The sequence below is a fragment of the Pinibacter soli genome (assembly GCF_029961145.1).
Lineage (GTDB): Bacteria > Bacteroidota > Bacteroidia > Chitinophagales > Chitinophagaceae > Pinibacter > Pinibacter soli.
Window position 1 is genome coordinate 2817039 of sequence record NZ_JASBRG010000007.1, and the last position, 19512, is coordinate 2836550.

Here is a 19512-nt window from a genome sequence, read left to right on the forward strand (position 1 = left end):
GTTTTTAAAGATTGAATAAATGCGCTGTTCGGTGGTGATTGATCTCCTCCATTACCTTCATCCAAAACGTTCCGAAGCGTTTCTCTTCTCGACGTTTAACATGTCGCCCCTACGGGGCTGGCAATGCATTTTAAAACTGTTGTTTTGCTACGAACGTGTCGCCCCGCTGGGGCTGTTTAAGCACAGTCAGCGAGTTGCTAATAGCCCCAGCGGGGCGACACGTTCGTAGAGAGCTTGAGACTGGTGGAGGCCAAATCCCAGCCCCGTAGGGGCGACATGTTAAACATCGCGAAGCGATTGACTTGAATCGCCTCATGCATGGACCCACTCCAGAACGAATGTCAACACATAATATATATACCCCTCCATTCGTTTCTAATATAATTACGTTACCCAAAACCAATAATTTCTAAATTTTCTTTGTTTAAACCCTAAATTTCAATCCATTGAAAACCAACGAACTAAATTATCCCATCACTCAATTATTTATTTCTTCGCCTCCGGCAGGCAACCTTTTTTTGTACCTTTCGTATATACTTTCAAATAGCACAACACAACAAGAATTTTGATAGGCATTACACAAATAATATCGGGTTGCTTAAAGCAAGACGCAAGGTGTCAGAAGGCACTTTATGAGAAGTATTACGGCTATGCCTTGAAGATAGTGTTCCGCTATATATATCACTATGACAAAGCGGTAGATGTGGTAAATGATGGGTACGTAAAACTGTTTATGAAGTTCTCAACCTTCAAATGTGAAAATGAGGAGCATTTAGAAAAGATGTTCATGGGATGGTTGAGACAAATTATGGTGAACACAGCAATTGATGCTTTACGTAAAAATGACCTTATGCCGGAAATCGGCGGTATCGCTGATCATGTATGGGAAGAACCCGATAGAAGTGCGAATGCCGATCAGCGGGTGCTCTATAAGGAGCTTATGATTTATGTAAAAAAGTTACCGCCGGTTTACCGGATTGTGTTCAACATGTTTGTAATAGACGGCTTCACGCACCACGAGATAGCAGAGTCTCTTTGTATTTCTGTTGGAACCTCTAAATCTAACTTATCGAAAGCAAGGGCATTACTGCAAAAATTTATTAACAAAGACAGTGGGGCAATAGAAATATGCAGTATTTAGACGACAATATGGACGAACTGTTTAGGAAGGCTGCTGAAGAGTATCCCCTAAAATCACCTGAACCAGACTGGAGCAGAATCGAATCTGCCCTGCAAATGGGGAACAACACTCCTTTGCCTTCCGGAAGAGATAAAAGAGATAACAGACGACTTCTTTGGTTCCTGTTGCTACTTCCGCTTGGATTTGTTTTTACGCATAATATAAAATCCGGCAGAGCACTGAACAAAGCAAACACAATCGCAGCGGCCAAAAGCGGAGATGAAAAAACCAATGCTCAGGCAGACAAACAACTAATAACAGCTAATAGCAATATCCAATATCCAGAAAAAACAGAAGCTTCGAACCAAAATCCAATTTCCCTGCAAGGGAAAACCAATGACAATCCAATAACCTTGAAAAATGAAAATCAATCCGGAAAACTATTTAATCACCCTAAAACAAATGTAAATGACTTAACAACAAATACAAGCAGTTCTAATCTGAGGAACACACAAGATATTACCTATGATAACCAAAGATCGAAATCCAAATCCAGGAAAAATCAAAAGTCCGGCAACCTAATATCCATATCCGATCAAGACCAAAAATCCATATCCAGGAACGACCGGCAATCCATATCCAATAAATCCGTATCCAAGAAGTCCATATCCGATAATGACCAACCATCCATATCCAATAATGATCAACCGTTGACAGCAAGTACTGATCAACAAAATGTATCCAATATCCCGTTAAAAAACACAAATCCGCAACCAGATTCTTTAGCATTAAAACATAAAGACTCGATTGCAATCAACAACACCGTTGCTGCTTCAAAAAACAATGTGATCAAAGTAGACAAAGGCAAACAGCATGGGATTTACATCAGTCTAGTAGGCGCCGCTGATGTAAGTACCATCAAAATGCAAACAGTAGAACATATGGGTTTTGGAGCAGGCGTGTTAGTAGGTTATCAGTTCAATAAAAAATGGGCAGTAGAAACAGGGGTGCTTTGGGACAAGAAACAATACTACAGCGATGGAGAGTATTTTGACAAAAGCAAAACCAACATCCCCGCTGCCAGCCAGGTTTTGTGGATCGACGGCAACTGTAACATGTTTGAAGTACCTGTAAATGCTCGTTATAATTTCTCTTTCAAGAAAAAAGGAAACTTTTTCGCAACGGCCGGGCTTACCTCTTATTTTATGAAAAAAGAGGACTATTATTACTGGGCAAAGCATGGTAGTAATTATTACGGCGCAGAAAGAACATATAATAACTCGGGTAACAGCTTATTTTCGATCATGACGTTGAGCGCAGGTTACGAGCACAAACTTGGTAAAATAGGCAGCTTAAGAACAGAGCCATATTTAAGACTTCCGTTAACGGGAGTTGGTATCGGCAACCTTCCTATCTCTAGCATAGGTTTACAAGTGGGCATTACACACCACTTCTGATATAATCATTGTTTACAGTAACACTTAAGCATATGCGAAAAAAAGTGCTTTTTCTCGCAGCGGGCATTGTTTTGTTATGCGTCGCCGCCTGGGCATACTATGCCTACCAAAAACCGCATACAGATGCAAGAGATATTGCGCCTTCGGCAAATGTTAACGCAGCCGATCTATTCAACGCTTATCTCTCAAATGAAACAGAAGCTGATAAGAAATACACAGGAAAAGTAATAAGCATCAAAGGAACAGTGAATGCAGTTCAGAAAGACAGCACTACCGTAAACATTTTGCTTAGCGCAGGCGACAAAGCACCAGGAGGGATCAACTGTAGCTTTTACAATGCACAATCATTTAAAGTCCCTGCGATTAATTCACCCATAACCATAAAAGGCAGATGCACCGGGTTTCTGCTCGATGTAAATGTGGTGGATTGTGTTATTGAATAATCAACGAAAAAGAATACTCTATGCGTAAGTACATTTCATCCACGTTAATCGTTGCGGCAGTAATAACGTGTTTTGCAATCTCCTGTTCTAAAGCCAATGAAGAAAGCCTGAACGACGGTAACACCTGCGACACAACAGCGGTAAGATACAGCACCGACATCGTTAACATTCTGTCCAACAATTGCTATGAATGCCATGGTGCAGGTAGCACCGCCGGCAGCGGAGGCATTGATCTCAGCACTTATAGCAATCTTAAGGTTCATGCAGACGCCGGACATTTGGTGGCCGTTGTTACACACGCACCGGGGTACCCTGCAATGCCTTATGGCAGACCCAAGCTGGATAATTGTTCAATCAACAAGATAACAGCCTGGGTAAACCAGGGAGCAAAGAATAATTAACGATTAAGAATAAGCGAAAAATTACAACGATGAAAAAGATTTTTATCTTCCTTATCCTTCTTATTAACTGCCATTGGGCACACAGTCAGCAATACATGACACGCTCAGGTTTTATAGGTTTTTATGGGAAAACCCCAATGGAAGATATAAGGGCAGAAAACAAACAAGTGTACGCCATTATTGATGCAGGCCATAAAGAGATGGCTATTACACTGCTGCTCAAAGGATTTATTTTTACCAAAGAATTGATGCAGGAGCACTTCAACGAAAACTATGTGGAGAGTGATAAGTATCCTAAAGCAAGTTTCACAGGAACTTATACCATTAACGTGCCTCCGGGAAGTGACAGCATTTACAAAGTAACCATCAAAGGAAACATGACGCTGCACAACGTAACACGGCCTGTAGAAATACCTGCTACATTGCAAATGCAACAAGGGAGATTGATAGGAAATGCAGAATTCAAAATGAAACCCGAAGATTACAACATCTCCATTCCATCTATTGTGCGTGACAAAATAGCCAAAGAGATGAACGTGGTAGTTAAGTTAGATTGTAACACTAAGTGAAGTCGTAGATGGCGAATCGTCAATCGTAAATAGAACTGCGGGAATGATAATTTACATTCACGATTTACGATTCGCCTTCAACGATACATTGTGTGTGTCAGCCACTCCCATTCACGATTGACGATTGACCATTACCATTTCCCTTTCATCATAAATTAAACTCTCATGCTTCTAAAGAAAGTTATCTGCTCATTAATAATCATAATAACGATTGGAGAACTTCACGCACAGGATTCTTCTCTTTTAAAATCATTGAATGATTCCATGCAGACCAGTGGTGGCGTTAATTACACTACCGGTACGTTTAAGGCTTTGCACATCATCAACATGCAAACGATTGAAGCACCAGGAGCAGGTGTGTTGAACTTTGTGATACAGCACCGATTTGGTCAAATCAACAGTGGTGCGTACAATTTGTGGGGATTGGATAACGCTACGTTGCGTTTAGGACTTGATTATGGCATTTCTCCAAGACTCGCCGTTGGCGTTGGCAGAAGCTCTTATGAAAAGACGTTTGACGGCTATGTGAAGTATAAACTGCTGCGACAATCAACAGGAGAAGTGAACATGCCAATATCTGTGAGCCTGCTTGGTTCCATTACTCACTTCACACAACATTACGACGACAAACCGTACTTAGACGCGACCTATCGAACAGCATACACCGCACAATTACTGATTGCAAGAAAATTCAACCGGAATATTTCATTTCAGTTGGCTCCTACTTTTCTTCATTACAACATTGTTCCAACAGCAGATGATAAAAATAATGAGTTCGCCATCTCTGCCGGCGGCCGCGTAAAGATCACAAAGAGAATGAGCATTAATGCTGAATACAATTACCTGCTTCCTAACCAGGTAAATTCAATGGACGTTTACAATTCATTTTCTCTCGGCTGGGACATTGAAACAGGCGGCCACGTTTTTCAACTTGTGTTTACAAACTCACAGGGAATGGTTGAAACCCAATACATCGGAAGAACAATGGGCAAGTGGGGCGATGGAGCCATTTATTTTGGGTTTAATATTTCCCGAAGCTTCAATATAACGAAGAATGCGAAGAACAGAGCGTCCTGGTAATTTCTGTGGGGCAAATTTCAGAATGCCTGCAAATATTTGATTAGGTGGCAATTCGGAGTAAACTTTAAAGTTTTCCATACTATTTTATGCTAAATTGCGTTAACAGTTACCGTATTCACCATTTAATCCATACAAAATGAAAACAGCCATCACCCTAGCAATTGTAGTCGCTTTTTTATCGTCGTGTGCCCGCACACTTACAACTTCAGAAGCTGCAAGTGGTCGTTATAAGCGGTGCCACAACGTGAGATAATAACTTTTTTCATTGAGCTTTTACAGCCATAATCGTAATGTTACGGTTATGGCTTTCTTTTTTTATAGTATAAATGCTTGTAAATAAATCATCCACATTACTAGCAAGTCTATTCGTAGTTAATAACTATCTTTGCGGACTTAAGAAAATCGAATGGACTTAAATTTCAATCCCGACAAACAACATACGCTTGGTGCAGAAGTTAGCATTTCAGGTACAGGATTACACACAGGAATAAGTGTTGATATGACTTTGAAACCTGCAAATCCAGGTTTTGGCCTTCAGTTTCAACGTGTTGATTTGCCCGGACATCCCATTATTAAAGCAGATTGCGACTTAGTAACAGATACTTCCAGAGGTACAACCATAGAAGACAATGGCGCAAAAGTGAGTACAGTTGAACACGTTTTGGCAGCCCTCGTAGGCATGGGTGTCGACAACTGTCTTATCGAAATCAACGGACCAGAAACTCCGATTATGGACGGTAGTTCTCAGCCATTTGTAGAAATGATTGAAGAAGTTGGTGTGTTGGAACAAGATGCTACCAAAGTTTGGTACAGCATCGATGAAAATATTCATCATTACGACGAGCAAAAAAGAGTGGAAATGGTAGCCATGCCTTCTGTTGGTTATCAGATCACTACGTTGATAGATTTTAACTCTCCGGTATTGGGCACACAGCACGCCGGTTTGAAACACATGCGTGATTTCAAACAGGAAATTGCTCCCTGCCGTACGTTCTGCTTCCTGCATGAACTGGAAACTTTGCTGGCACACAACCTAATTAAAGGTGGCGACATCAATAATGCGATCGTTGTGGTTGACAAGCCGGTTACAGCGGAAGAAATGGGCAGACTGGCAAAAGTATTCAAGAGAGATAAAATGGAAGTGAAGAGCGAAGGTTACCTTAACAACCTTGAGCTGCGCTATCCAAACGAGCCGGCCCGCCACAAACTCCTTGACATTGTGGGAGATCTGGCACTGATCGGTTATCCTATCAAAGCAAGAATCATTGCTAACCGTCCCGGTCACAGCACAAACGTTGAGTTTGCTAAAAAGATCAAACAATACATCAAGAAGAACAAGCACGTAAAGGATATTCCTATTTACGATCCTTCAATGCCTGCAGTTTACACAACTCAGCAAATTGAAAAAACTTTACCACACAGATATCCGTTCTTACTGGTAGATAAAATTATTGAGCTTACTGACAAACGCATCATCGGTATTAAAAACGTAACTTTCAATGAACCGTTCTTTACAGGTCACTTCCCCGGAAACCCTGTAATGCCGGGAGTATTGCAGATCGAGGCGCTGGCACAAACAGGTGGCATTTTGGCTATCAACGCATTAGGCGGTGGCAGCTATGATACTTACTTTATTAAAATCGACAACTGTAAGTTTAAACAAAAAGTAGTGCCGGGTGATACAATGATCCTTAAAATGGAGCTGGCTGCACCGATCCGTCGTGGTATCTGCGAAATGAAAGGAACTGTATATGTGGGAAATAAAGTAGCCACAGAAGCTGATTTAGTAGCCCAATTAGTAAAGAGAAGTTAACATTAGCAAGCTCTTAATATCAATTAAATAGGTTATATGGTTTGGCCAACCTACTTTTGCAAATAAATTTTTATTGAGCCAGTTCAAACTGGCTCTTTTATAATGTCTTTATGATTCACCCGCATACATATATTCATCCTAGTGCGAAACTAGCTCCCAACGTAAAAGTTGACCCATTTTCCGTTATCCATCCCAATGTTGAAATCGGAGAAGGAACATGGATCGGTTCCAATGTTACCATTATGGAAGGCGCAAGGATCGGAAAAAATTGCAGAATTTTTCCTGGTGCCGTTATTTCCGCCATCCCTCAGGATCTGAAATTTGAAGGCGAAGATTCACTCGTTGAAATTGGAGACTTCACAACTATCCGCGAATTTGTTACAATCAACCGCGGTACAAAGGAAAGAGGTAAAACTGCAGTAGGCTCTAATTGTCTTATCCAGGCTTACAGCCACATCGCACACGACTGTGTAATAGGAAATAATTGCATTCTTACTAACAATACACAAATGGCCGGTCACGTAGTAATGGGCGACTGGGCTATTCTCGCAGGTATGTGCGCCGTTCACCAATTCGTTCAGATTGGTCAGCACTCTTACATAGGCGGTGGTTCATTGGTAAGCAAAGATGTTCCTCCATTTATCAAAGCAGCAAGAAATCCGCTTAGCTATGCAGGTGTAAACTCTGTAGGTTTAAAGCGTCGCGGATTTACAATTGAGCGCATCAATCACATTCTCGATATTTACAGGGTTCTTTATAACAAAGGTCTCAACACATCTCAGGCGCTTGAGTTCATTGAAGAAGAATATCCGGCAACTGATGAGCGTGATGATATCCTGACATTTGTGAGAGAAAGTGGCCGTGGCATTATTAAAAGATATACCAAAGGCAACAATGATGACGATCTCGCTATCTGATGCAGGAAAGCGGTTTAACCGCGACTGGATCTTTCGTCACGTCAATTACACATTCACAGGCGGCAACGCTTATGCTATAGTGGGACCAAACGGTTCCGGCAAATCTACATTACTACAGTGCATTGGAGGCGCAACAGCTTTCAGTGAAGGGAAAATAGAAGTTTCGGATTTACCAGCAGGTAAATCCGAAACTAAACAACCCGCTTCTATCAGCGATCAAAATCTTTACAAACATCTTTCTATTTGCGCTCCATACCTCGAATTGATTGAGGAAATGACCGCAATGGAATTTCTTTCTTTCCACCAAACATTCAAGCCTTTACTCGATGGCTGGAACGAAAAGAAAATACTTGACTACGTTGGCCTTGAAAAAGCAGCCCACAAGCAGATCCGCTACTACAGCAGCGGTATGAAGCAAAGGGTAAAACTTGCGCAGGCCATTTTTTCCAACTCACATTTACTTCTGCTCGATGAGCCTTGCACAAACTTTGATGACGCTGGCTATGAACTATACAAGCGCATGATCAGCGAATTTGGCAATGGCCGCCTGATCATCGTGAGCAGCAACGACATTGAAGAGTACGGGTTTTGCACAGAAAAAATTTCCATACAGGATTACAAGTAGCAATGTGCAAATTTTAAAATTTGAAGATTTGAAAATTGACGGGCGTCTCTCTAATTGAATGCTCCACTCCGGCCATGCGAGATGTTCAAACTATTAAGTGAAAACTGCGTCTAAAGCATTTTCAAATTCTCAAATTAGCATATTTTCAAATTTTCAAATTCCCACATTACCTCTACTTTTGCGCTATGACCATTCATTTCAACTATAACAAGAAACAGGTAATACAAGGCTTGCGGTATCATTTTTTCACAAGACCTGAAATAAAATTTTTGATCATCATCATCAATGTGTTTGCGCTGTTGTCTGCTGGTCTTTTTTATTTTAAAAAGATACAACCGGTTTCGTTTCTGATCTTCTCGTTGTTATGGCTTGTATTGATGGTAGTGATCTGGAGTGTATTGCCGGCCAGCATTTACAGAAGGGCCCATACGTTTAAAGATGAATTTTCTGTTGACTTTAAAGATGATGGTCTTACACTTTCAAATGACAGAGGTTCAAAAAAATGGGAATGGAACCTCTTCAGTAATTTTTTGGAAACGCCTTATTTCTTCCACCTTTATTTTGACGCCCGCTCCTTCTTCCTCATACCAAAAGATGCGTTCAAGGATCTTCCCGATATGCAAACTGCACGTAGCTTGCTCAAGGAACATATAAAAGCATAATGTGAAAATGTGGCAATGTGAAAATGAGCTGTCCTACTCTCTAATTGAATGTTTCATTCCTGCCGGGTAAAGTGTTTAAATTATGGAATGAAAATCGCACCTAAAGCATTACCACATTTTCAAATTTTCATATTTCCACATTTTTCTTTTTTGCTTAGGCAAAAAAAGAAACGCTGCTTGGAAAAGCAGCGTCATTAACCCTAAAAAACCCTCTATTACTATCTTTTAATGCTTTTGAGCATCTTTGTTTTCTTTATATCTTTTGTCTGGAGTACCATCTTTTTTGGCGTGTACTACCGCAGTATCTTTTGCAGTTTTATTTTCTTTATAGCGCTTATCAGGAGTGCCATCTTTCTTAGTATGAGCAGTGTCCTTTTTAGCTTGTTGTTGGCTCGTCTGCGTTTTCGCAGCCGGAGTCTTTGTTTGTGCAAAACTGAAAGCACTTACAGAGAACAGCATTGCAGCGGCAAGAACTAATTTTTTCATGTTGTTGGATTCGTTTAACGATGTAAAAATGAACAACTATTTTTAACTCAAAAAATTTTTTTTTTGTGTTAACTTCAGTTTAACCAGTGTTAACAGCTTAACCACGGCTTAACAAGGTCAACACAGGTTCATTCAATATTTGAAATGAATTTTGCTAATAAACGTTCCAGTACCAATTTTCGTATGCGTTCAAAAACTCTAAAATGGATCTTACTACTATCCACCGTAATAATTGTCATCATCATTGGTGTGCAGTTGTATTGGCTGAATAAGGTTTACAAGTTTGAAGAACGTGAATTTAATAACAATGTTGTAAAAAGCGTCCGCGGTCTTTTTGAAGATATTGACATTGCGGACTATCCCGGAACCCAGCTGCAGAAGCTCATTGATCATCCAGACCTCAACACATTCATCATCGAGATAGACAGCATTCCGCCGAAAGATTCTCTCTCCCATTTTCTTATCAGCGAATTTGAAGACTTTGAGGTGCTGTCGGATTGTAAGATGGCATTGTATGATGTGGGCTCAAAAAAATATTTGTACCAATTATACCTGCCTACTGCCGCTTCACTCAACCCTCGCGAAACACAAATTGATCTTCCCGAACTGGAGCTTGATCACTCATACATATACCTGTATTTTCCGCACAGAAGACAATACATTGTACAAAAGCTCGGCTGGTGGATAAGCGCTACCATCCTGCTTTTTCTTGTGCTGCTCGCATTACCGGCCACCTTGTTTTATTTGTACAAACAAAAAACACTTAATGAGCTGCAGAAGGACTTCGTGAACAACTTTACCCACGAATTTAAAACACCCCTTGCCGTAATGAAGCTTGCATCGGACGTGCTCGTGGGCCCGGCTATACTCAACCAGCCTGACCGGTTGAAACAGTATAGCCTGATCATCAAGCAGCAAACGGAGCATTTACAATACCAGGTAGAACGGCTTTTGAAAACGGCAACGACCGATGAAAACTTTCTGACATTGGAAAAAACCAACTTCGATCCCAATGACATGATCAGCGAAGTGATAACGCAACTGGACCCGCTGATCAAGATGAAAAATGCAAAGATCGATTTGCAGCTCGACCCGAAATACGTTGTTATATCTGCAGACAAACCCCACATATCGCTTGTTGTAGTGAATCTTGTGGAGAATGCAATCAAATACTCCGAACAGCCGTTGGTAATAATTTCCACCAGTGCGCAAAACGGGCACTTTACGCTTTCTGTAAAAGATAACGGCGTAGGCATTAAAAAGGAGTATTTAAAACATATATTTAGGAAGTTTTACCGGATCCCCACCGGTGATGTGCATAATGTAAAGGGTTTTGGCCTCGGGTTGAACTTCGTAAAAAAAGTAGTCGATGCACACCATGGAAAAATCACGGTAAATAGCATCCCGGAGATTGGTACAGAATTTAAAATTGTTTTACCCAAATTATAATCAATGAGTTACAAGGCAAAAGTTTTATTGGCAGAAGATGATGCGGCGTTGGGTTTTGTAATCAAAGACAGTCTCGAAGAGGGCGGCTACGAGGTAATTTTGTGTGCCGATGGACAAACAGCGACTGAAAGGTTCAACAAAAATGAATTTGACATCTGTTTACTGGATGTGATGATGCCACATAAAGATGGTTTTGAAGTAGCTAAAAAAATAAGACAACAGTCAGACGTTGTTCCTATTCTATTCCTCACTGCCAAATCACTGGAGGAAGATAAGATCAAGGGCTTTCAAAGCGGCGCCGATGATTATATTACCAAGCCGTTTAGTATGCCGGAACTTTTGCTGCGTATGGATGTCTTTTTACGGAGAACCAAAAAAATGTACTCCGAACAAGTGCAGGACTACCAGATCGGCAAACTCAAATTTTCATTTGCCAACCTTACGATAACCTCTCCTGAAGGCAACACTACGCTTACTCAGAAAGAAGCTGAGTTGTTACTGTTCCTTTGCCAGCACCCTAACAAAGTATTAAAACGCGAAGAAGTGCTTTTAAACGTCTGGGGAAAAGATGACTATTTCCTCGGGAGAAGCATGGACGTTTTTATTACCAAAGTACGCAAGCATTTTAAAACCGATCCGGACGTTGTACTGGAAACCATACATGGTGTAGGATTCCGGTTTAATGTGCCAGTAAAATCGTGAATGGCCAATCGTGAATGCGTCACCTTGCTACACGTTCGCACATAATCTTGGTGCAACATTCACCATTCCCGATTGACGACACCAGACCTCTCGCTTACCACTCTAACGAGCCTTCATGCCATTTTGATCCGGAAATGTTAAACAAATCAGATCAAATAATTGTCAATTCGTTAGTTAACCAGCGGTTAACAGATGTTAATCGCGGCTTAACTAAATACGAAAACATCTTTGCACTCATTTTGTAAACCAGTATTATTTATATATGCAGAAGCACTCGTACAGTTTGCTGTTTATCCTATGTTTTGCCACCTCTTTTCTGAGGGCGCAGAATAAACCTGACAGCATACATCTTTCCCTACCCGATGCGGAGAAAATATTTGTTACGCGGAACCTTTCACTTATTGCACAGAAGTACAACGTTGACATCAACAAAGCACTTGTACAACAGGCGAAGTATTGGCAAAATCCAACACTAACGGTTGCGCAGAATCTCGATCTGAAGACGATCAGGCAAGGGCTGGTGAAAGAGGACAATCTGGGGCACGGCGGCCAGCTTGATGTACAATTACAACAGGTTATTCTTACTGCCGGCAAAAGAAACAAGCTTATACATCTTGCGAACGACCAGGTTCTTTCAGCTGAACAACAATTTAATGACCTGTTGCGCAACCTGAGTTTTGTTTTGCACACCAGCATGAACACATTGTATCAGCAGCAGTCTACTTTTCAATTATACCAGGAAGAGCTGACTTCTCTTGAGCAAATGGTTAACGCCATGGATGCCGAGTATAAAGCGGGTAACATTTCGCAAAAAGAAAATATCCGTGTAAAAGCTTTACTGTATTCCCTGCAAACAGACCAGGCGTCGCTAGAAACGCAAATGGCGGATGTACAAAGAGACTTACGTGTATTGTTGCAAATGAGCGGAGACTCTACGATCGTAGTAGATATGCCGCAGATGAATGCTGAATTTGGCACTCCTGTGCCGCTTGTAAATCTGCTCGATACTGCCCGCGCTACAAGACCTGATTATTTGCTAACACAAACAAACGTCCTCAGCCAACAACACAATCTTGCATACCAAAAAGCATTGGTAGCACCTGATGTAACGGTTGGTGTTGAGTACGACCATGCTTCCAGCTATCAATTCAATTACTGGGGTTTGGGCGTTGGCCTTCCTTTACCAATCTTAAACCGCAACAAAGGAAATATTACTGCTGCGCAAAAAAGCATTCAGCAGGCACAGGTGCAGGTAACCCAATACCAATCACAAATTGAGCAGGAAGTACAAGGCGCCTATAACAAGTGGCTCATCTCTCAAAAAATTGTAGGCAAGAGCATCGGCGTACTTGATCAGCCATACGACAATTTGCTGCAAAACATGATCAAAAGCTATAAAGAAAGACAGGTGAGCCTGATCGAGTTTATCGATTTCTTCGATTCTTACAAGGAAACAAAATCAAACCGCATGGAGCAGGAACTTAATTTACGCAACGCAATAGCGGAATTAAATTACACAGTGGGCAAAAACATCATTCAATAAGTACTCTTCAACCCGATAATATGAACAAATTAATAATAGCGACTTTGGGATTCCCGATATTCTTATTTGCTTGTAAAGAAAAGAAACAACCGGACCCCGTGTCAAAACAGGTATGTGTAAGCGATTCTATGTTGCCCATGATCAGCATAGACTCTGTAAAAATGTCTAACATCGATGACCAGCTTAAGCTTTCAGGAGAGATCAGTTTTAATGAAAGTAAAGTAGTGAAACTATATCCCTTCAGCAGTGGCCAGGTGGCTGAAGTAAAAGTAAATCTCGGCGACAGAATCAAACAAGGGCAAGTATTGGCAGTAATTAAAAGTGCTGAGATCGCGGGGAACTACAGCGACCTTGTAGCAGCAGAATCTGATGTTGCGATTGCTAAAAGACAATACGAAAACGCTGAAGCTTTGTACAACAACGGCATTAGCAGCCAGCGTGAATTTGAAGAAGCAAAACAAAATTTGCAAAAAGCAACTTCTGTCGAAACAAAGATCAGGGAAACGCTGCGCATCAATGGTAGCGGCCGCACCGATAAAAACGGAAACTTCACCATCATTGCTCCAAGAAGCGGTTATTTACTGGAAAGAAAAATCAATCCGGGAAGCTTTATAAGAGCTGACAATACTGAAAACATGTTCACCATTGGTGACATAACTGATGTTTGGGTAATTGCAAACGTGTATGAGTCGGACATCTCACGTATAAAAGAAGGTTACACTGCTAAAGTAACCACACTTGCTTATCCTGATTCTGTGTTTGTAGGTAAAGTAGATATGATCAATCAAATACTTGATCCACAAACCAAAGTAATGAAAGTAAGAATTGATTTGCCTAACAAAGGACTAGCTCTAAAACCTGAAATGTTCGCCAACGTACTGATAGAAAATAAAGAAGGAAGAAGAGCGATGAGCATTCCTGCTTCTGCATTGGTAAGCGACGATGGCAAAAGCTACGTTGTTACATACAAAGGTCAGTGCGATCTGAAGCTCCACGAAGTAAAAGTGATTAAAGCAACGGAAGGCGGTCCGGCATTTATTAAAGAAGGCGTACAGCTTGGAGATAAAGTAATCTCGAAGAATCAGGTACTGTTCTTTAGAGCGCTGTCGCAGCAATAGTGATAAATTCAAAAGTAAAAATTCAAAAGTAAAAACTGCACACTCATCATTTTTTGATTTTTGATTTTTGACTTTTGATTTTTTACTTAACTCAATTCAATAATTCAGTTATTCAATCATTAGCATGAATAAGTTCATAAAAAGTATTATCCATTTTTCACTGCGCCACCGCTACTTCGTTTTCTTTATGACAGTAGTGCTTGTGGCAATAGGGATCTGGAGTTATAAAGAAACCCCTATTGAAACATTTCCGGATGTTACCAATACACAGATCGTTATTATTACACAATGGCCGGGAAGAAGTGCGGAGGAGGTAGAAAAGTTTATCACCATTCCTCTCGAAACAGTGTTGAACTCTGTACAAAAGAAAGCGAATCTCCGTACCAACTCTTCATTTGGTCTTAGTTATATCACACTGATATTTGATGATGGAGTAGACGATGCGTTTGCACGGCAGCAGGTAATGAGCCGTATTATTAACGCCGATCTTCCTGATAATATACAACCCGAAGTACAACCGCCTTACGGGCCAACAGGTGAAATTTACCGCTACACTTTGCAAAGCGCTACCAAATCTGTGCATGAGCTTACAGCTTTGCAGGATTGGGTACTTGATCGCCAGTTCAAATCAGTGTCGGGTGTTGCCGATGTAAACAGTTTTGGTGGTGAAGAAAAGATATTTGAAGTAAGTGTGAACCCTGAGTTGCTGATCAAATACAACTTAAGCTCACTTGATGTATACGAGGCCGTTTCAAAAAGCAACGTAAACGTAGGTGGCGATGTAATTGAAAGAAATGGCCAGGCGTATATAGTGCGTGGTATTGGTTTGCTTAATAACATTGATGAAATTGAAAACATTATTATCACGAAAATAAACGGTGTGCCGTTGCTGGTAAAGAATGTTGCCAATGTTATGGAAGCCGGTAAACCCCGCCTGGGAACTGTTGCGCTGAATAACAAACGTAACCAGATAGAAGGTATTGTGGTAATGCGCAAGGGAGAAAACCCAAGTGAGGTTTTAGATCGCGTACACGAAAAAATAACGGAACTCAACAAAACCATTTTGCCAAAAGATGTGAAGATCGTTCCTTTCTACGATCGTACCACGCTGATGGATTTTGCACAGGAAACGGTTATTCACAACCTTATTGAAGGTATCGTTCTGGTAACAGTGATCGTATTTCTTTTCATGGCAGACTGGCGCACAACGGTGATAGTGAGTGTCATCATTCCGCTGTCGCTCTTGTTTGCATTTATTTGTATGCGTATCAAAGGCATGAACGCCAACCTGCTTTCGATGGGAGCGATTGACTTTGGTATTATCATAGATGGAGCCGTCGTAATGGTGGAAGGCTTGTTTGTGGCACTCGACAAGCGGGCACATGAAGTAGGCATGGAGAAGTTCAACAAACTCGCTAAGCTTGGCCTGTTCAAGAATACCGGTGCTGAAATGGGTAAATCCATCTTCTTCTCTAAGTTGATCATCATCACCTGTTTGATCCCAATCTTCGCGTTCCAGAAAGTAGAAGGTAAAATGTTCTCTCCACTCGCTTACACATTAGGTTTTGCCTTATTGGGAGCATTGATACTTACACTTACGTTGGTGCCCGCGTTAGCTAGTATTTTGCTGAAAAAAAATGTGCGAGAAAAACACAACCCGATCGTGATCTTCTTTGAAAGCATTACACTAAAGGGTCTGAAGAAATTGTATGCCAATCAAAAGATGAGTGTGATCATCGCATTCATCATAATGTTCTTGTCCTTCTTCTCCTTTAAGTTTTTAGGTTCCGAGTTCTTACCACAGTTGGATGAAGGTGCTCTTTGGGTATCTGCAGAGTTACCGCGAAGCGTGTCATTGAACGAAGCGGACAGTATAGCTGCGGAAATGAATAAAGTGATCCAAACTTTCCCTGACGTTAAAAATACTTTGACTCAGGTGGGCCGTACAAATGATGGTACCGATCCAAAAGGATTCTTCAATGTACAGATCGCCGTTGATCTTACACCTAAAAAAGAAAGAACAGATAAACTCTCCACTGATGAGATCGTTGATCAAATGGATGCCAAACTGCAAAAGTTTCCGGGCATTGTGTTCAACTATTCACAGCCAATTCGCGATAACGTGGCAGAAGCTGTTGCCGGCGTGCCTGCCGCGTTGGTGGTGAAGATCTTTGGCCAGGACTTCAATGTGCTTGATACAAGCGCCACCCATGTCATGAATATTTTGAAAGGCGTGCAGGGCGTTGAAGACTTGGGAGTAATCAGGAACCTTGGTCAGCCTGAGTTCCGTATAGAATTGGACCAACAGAAAATGGCATTCTACGGTGTTTCTACGGCAGATGCAAATGCTGTAATTGAAATGGCGATTGGCGGTAAAGCAGCGACTGAATTATTTGAAGGTGAAAGAAAATTTGATGTGCGTGTTCGTTATCAAAAAGACTATCGTGCAACACGCGAAGCAGTCGAAAACCTGATGGTGCCTGCAACTGACGGCGCCAAAGTTCCGCTGAAGGAAATTTCCAGCATCAGAACTTTAACTGGTCCGGCATTTATTTACCGCGACAACAACATGCGCTATATCACAGTGAAGTTCTCTGTTCGTGGCCGTGACCTTGGAAGCACCATTGCAGAGGCGCAGCAAAAAGTAAACGCGGCAACTCAACTGCCTGACGGTTATAAAATGTCATGGAACGGTGAGTTCGAAAACCAGCAACGCGCCACTAAAACACTGGCTCGCGTAGTTCCGATTTGTTTACTGGTTATATTCCTGATCTTGTTTGTAACTTTTGGCAATTCCAAAGATGCGATACTAACGTTAATGAACGTACCGTTTGCCTTGATCGGTGGTATTCTTGCATTGCATGTTACCGGCATCAACTTCAGTATTTCCGCAGGTATTGGATTCATCGCCTTGTTTGGTGTCTGTATCCAAAACGGTGTAATCATGATATCCGTGTTCCGGAAAAACCTCGAAGGTGGAATGCATTTAAACGAAGCCATTCTCGAAGGCGTTCACTCGCGTGTGCGTCCGGTAGTAATGACGGCGTTGATGGCGATGATTGGTTTGCTGCCGGCAGCGGTTTCTACAGGTATCGGTTCGGAAACGCAAAAGCCATTGGCAATCGTGGTAATCGGTGGTTTAATCACCTCTACACTACTTACGTTGCTAATCCTTCCTATCATTTATGCATTGGTATTCAAATTCATGCATAGAAGCCAAATTAGAAGACTCCTTAGAAAAGCGGGATTAATCAGCAGGAAGTAAAAAATAAAACCACTCGCTAAAAACAAAAAAGAGCTGCCTCATTTTGAGGTGGCTCTTTTTTTTGCGGAGCCATTTTTACAAATGAGCCGATTCGGTCAAAATTTTTTTTTCACCACTGCAAACAAATTACGTACCTAGGTTGTCTTATTCTAGGAACGGTCATAAAACAGTCATAGAACCACAGGGAATACCTTTTTTATTTGTCAAAAAACGGAACGCGAGCAGTTGTACGGACAAAAAAAGAAGAATCATTCCAGGAGCAGACTCACACCGCAATCGATACCTTACGTAAAACTTCTACACTCAACTTGCACCTTAAATCGGGCAAGTTCTAGAGAAGAATTCCAAAAACTGATTAGCATGCCCCAAGCCGGAGCCCCTTGATTTTAGGGAATTTTCACGTCCACGTCCATGTGACGCGGATCAAATAGTCAATAAGCAATTTAATCATATGCCTACTTCAAAAAACAATCGACGAAAGTTTATTAAGTCGGTCATCGTCGCGGGCACCACACTTGGTGTCGGCACTCCACTGTTGCATCATCTAACGTCGGAAGACACTTCGCTAGTACCAATGCTGATGCCGGACGGCAAATTGGTAATGGTAAAAAAATCTGTGATTGACCAAAGTACCGTCGCCAAAAAAGCCACGGAAAAAGAAGTTTTCGACTGGATGAATGATGCACATAAAAAATGACCTGCTGCAAAGAGTTTAACTAAAATTCTTCAATTCCAAATTAACCGTCATGAATCTGAAACTAAAAATCTCTGCAATAAGCGTTACGCTTATATTAACCTTGCTTTTTTACGTTATTTCCTGTACACATAAGGATGACATTGTACCAAGTGGCGGTAGCGGTGGCCCTATCACACGTGGCGAACAGCACGTTGACAACGCAGCGGGCTTTGACAAAGCTCACTCCAACGTTAACTGGTCAACCAAGTACCTTGGTTCGGTTTCAGCCCTAACCGGACGTTTCAATACGTTCCACATTACCCGGTTCAAATTCTGGGAAGAAAAGCCAGACAGCATCTACTTCACGGCTGATGTATGGCTGAACTCTGTAAACACGAGCGAACCGGGAAGAGACGGCGGTTGTTTACTTGGAACATTTGGTACTGCTCCCGGAGCTGGTGATGTAGATAGTAATAAAGCTGTAATCACCAGCAAGAAAGTAGTGTTCAGCACAACAGATAAAGGCTACATCGTAACTGCCGATTTTAAATTTCACGGTGTGACCAAAGAAATTACTGCCAAGCTAAGCTACGATGGAAAAGCTGAGCAGGGAACACAGGACACCTACGGATTCAGCTTGGATTTTTCCATTCTGGCCATTTCTGATTTCGGCATTGTATCATCCAGTATTGGCGATAACGTAGACATTATCTGTAATGCGGCAATTAAGTTCTGACGCTGCAAAACATGTTAAACACCATTTAATGACTAACGCAAAATATCAATTATGAAAGTCAGAAAAATATATTGGGTGATGGCAATGTTAATAATGGCATTGACAACAGGCTGTTACTACGATGTTATCACTCCGCCCGATCCTAACGCACCGCCACAAAATGTAAGCTTCAGTAACGACCTTCAGCCGATTTTTAATACCAGTTGCGCCACAACCGGGTGCCATGGCGATGGTGGACATAATCCAATCTTAACAGCAGATAAGTCTTACAATGCGCTTCTGTCGGGAGGCTTTGTAAATACAACCATTCCCACAGAAAGTATTTTGTATAAAGAAATTAATAACGGCTTAATGCCTCCAACAGGCAAGCTGCCACAGGTTCAGATTCAAATGGTGCTGGACTGGATCAAAATAGGCGCTCCTAATAACTAACTACATCCTAAAAAAACG

General features: G+C 41.4%; 19 protein-coding genes. 18 read left to right on the plus strand and 1 reads right to left on the minus strand.

Annotated features, from left to right (window positions below):
• Positions 1-565 precede the first annotated feature (565 nt).
• From QJ048_RS21810 to QJ048_RS21855, 10 genes are all read left to right on the plus strand, one after another.
• A complete protein-coding gene (locus QJ048_RS21810) occupies positions 566-1141 on the plus strand; it encodes an RNA polymerase sigma factor (RefSeq protein ID WP_282336555.1) in 576 nt (191 codons plus the stop codon).
• Complete coding sequence (locus QJ048_RS21815) at positions 1129-2577, plus strand: outer membrane beta-barrel protein (RefSeq protein WP_282336556.1); 1449 nt, start codon at positions 1129-1131, stop codon at positions 2575-2577. Before QJ048_RS21810 ends, QJ048_RS21815 begins: the two co-directional genes overlap by 13 nt.
• Positions 2578-2609: 32 nt before the next feature.
• The gene (locus QJ048_RS21820; protein ID WP_282336557.1) at positions 2610-3020 is read left to right on the plus strand and encodes an OB-fold protein; all 411 of its coding nucleotides are present in this window, start codon (positions 2610-2612) and stop codon (positions 3018-3020) included.
• 20 nt (positions 3021-3040) lie between these two features.
• A complete protein-coding gene (locus QJ048_RS21825; RefSeq protein WP_282336558.1) occupies positions 3041-3421 on the plus strand; it encodes a hypothetical protein in 381 nt (126 codons plus the stop codon).
• Between the two features lie 29 nt (positions 3422-3450).
• Entirely contained in the window at positions 3451-3990 is a 540-nt protein-coding gene (locus QJ048_RS21830; RefSeq protein ID WP_282336559.1) for a YceI family protein, read from the plus strand.
• Between the two features lie 165 nt (positions 3991-4155).
• Positions 4156-5070: a DUF5777 family beta-barrel protein gene (locus QJ048_RS21835; protein WP_282336560.1), complete on the plus strand. Its 915-nt coding sequence runs from the start codon at positions 4156-4158 to the stop codon at positions 5068-5070.
• A 406-nt stretch (positions 5071-5476) separates the two neighbouring features.
• Positions 5477-6883 (plus strand): bifunctional UDP-3-O-[3-hydroxymyristoyl] N-acetylglucosamine deacetylase/3-hydroxyacyl-ACP dehydratase, encoded by a 1407-nt coding sequence (locus tag QJ048_RS21840; protein WP_282336561.1) that lies wholly within the window; start codon positions 5477-5479, stop codon positions 6881-6883.
• A 110-nt stretch (positions 6884-6993) separates the two neighbouring features.
• Entirely contained in the window at positions 6994-7800 is an 807-nt protein-coding gene (gene lpxA / locus QJ048_RS21845; protein WP_282336562.1) for an acyl-ACP--UDP-N-acetylglucosamine O-acyltransferase, read from the plus strand.
• The gene (locus tag QJ048_RS21850; protein ID WP_282336563.1) at positions 7778-8425 is read left to right on the plus strand and encodes an ABC transporter ATP-binding protein; all 648 of its coding nucleotides are present in this window, start codon (positions 7778-7780) and stop codon (positions 8423-8425) included. Before lpxA ends, QJ048_RS21850 begins: the two co-directional genes overlap by 23 nt.
• 185 nt (positions 8426-8610) lie before the next feature.
• Positions 8611-9087 (plus strand): YcxB family protein, encoded by a 477-nt coding sequence (locus tag QJ048_RS21855; RefSeq protein WP_282336564.1) that lies wholly within the window; start codon positions 8611-8613, stop codon positions 9085-9087.
• Positions 9088-9312: 225 nt separating this feature from the next.
• Here the strand turns inward: QJ048_RS21855 and QJ048_RS21860 are convergent, their stop codons facing one another.
• Positions 9313-9573: a hypothetical protein gene (locus QJ048_RS21860; RefSeq protein ID WP_282336565.1), complete on the minus strand. Its 261-nt coding sequence runs from the start codon at positions 9571-9573 to the stop codon at positions 9313-9315.
• Between the two features lie 183 nt (positions 9574-9756).
• Here QJ048_RS21860 and QJ048_RS21865 point away from each other — a divergent pair, with 183 nt between their 5' ends.
• The 8 genes from QJ048_RS21865 to QJ048_RS21900 all read left to right on the plus strand — a co-directional run bounded on the left by QJ048_RS21865 (position 9757) and on the right by QJ048_RS21900 (position 19494).
• Positions 9757-11022: a sensor histidine kinase gene (locus QJ048_RS21865; RefSeq protein ID WP_282336566.1), complete on the plus strand. Its 1266-nt coding sequence runs from the start codon at positions 9757-9759 to the stop codon at positions 11020-11022.
• Between the two features lie 3 nt (positions 11023-11025).
• Positions 11026-11724, plus strand: a complete 699-nt coding sequence (locus QJ048_RS21870; RefSeq protein ID WP_282336567.1) for a response regulator transcription factor — start codon at positions 11026-11028, stop codon at positions 11722-11724.
• 262 nt (positions 11725-11986) lie between these two features.
• Positions 11987-13267 carry a TolC family protein gene (locus QJ048_RS21875; protein ID WP_282336568.1) on the plus strand — a complete coding sequence of 427 codons (1281 nt, stop codon included), beginning with the start codon at positions 11987-11989 and terminating at the stop codon, positions 13265-13267.
• Positions 13268-13287: 20 nt separating this feature from the next.
• Entirely contained in the window at positions 13288-14385 is a 1098-nt protein-coding gene (locus QJ048_RS21880) for an efflux RND transporter periplasmic adaptor subunit (protein ID WP_282336569.1), read from the plus strand.
• Positions 14386-14509: 124 nt separating this feature from the next.
• Positions 14510-17650, plus strand: a complete 3141-nt coding sequence (locus tag QJ048_RS21885) for an efflux RND transporter permease subunit (protein WP_282336570.1) — start codon at positions 14510-14512, stop codon at positions 17648-17650.
• A gap of 451 nt (positions 17651-18101) precedes the next feature.
• Positions 18102-18347, plus strand: coding sequence for a hypothetical protein (locus QJ048_RS21890; RefSeq protein WP_282336571.1), 246 nt, complete (start codon positions 18102-18104; stop codon positions 18345-18347).
• Between the two features lie 49 nt (positions 18348-18396).
• The gene (locus QJ048_RS21895) at positions 18397-19062 is read left to right on the plus strand and encodes a YceI family protein (RefSeq protein ID WP_282336572.1); all 666 of its coding nucleotides are present in this window, start codon (positions 18397-18399) and stop codon (positions 19060-19062) included.
• Positions 19063-19113: 51 nt separating this feature from the next.
• Complete coding sequence (locus QJ048_RS21900; protein ID WP_282336573.1) at positions 19114-19494, plus strand: cytochrome c; 381 nt, start codon at positions 19114-19116, stop codon at positions 19492-19494.
• Positions 19495-19512: the final 18 nt, after the last annotated feature.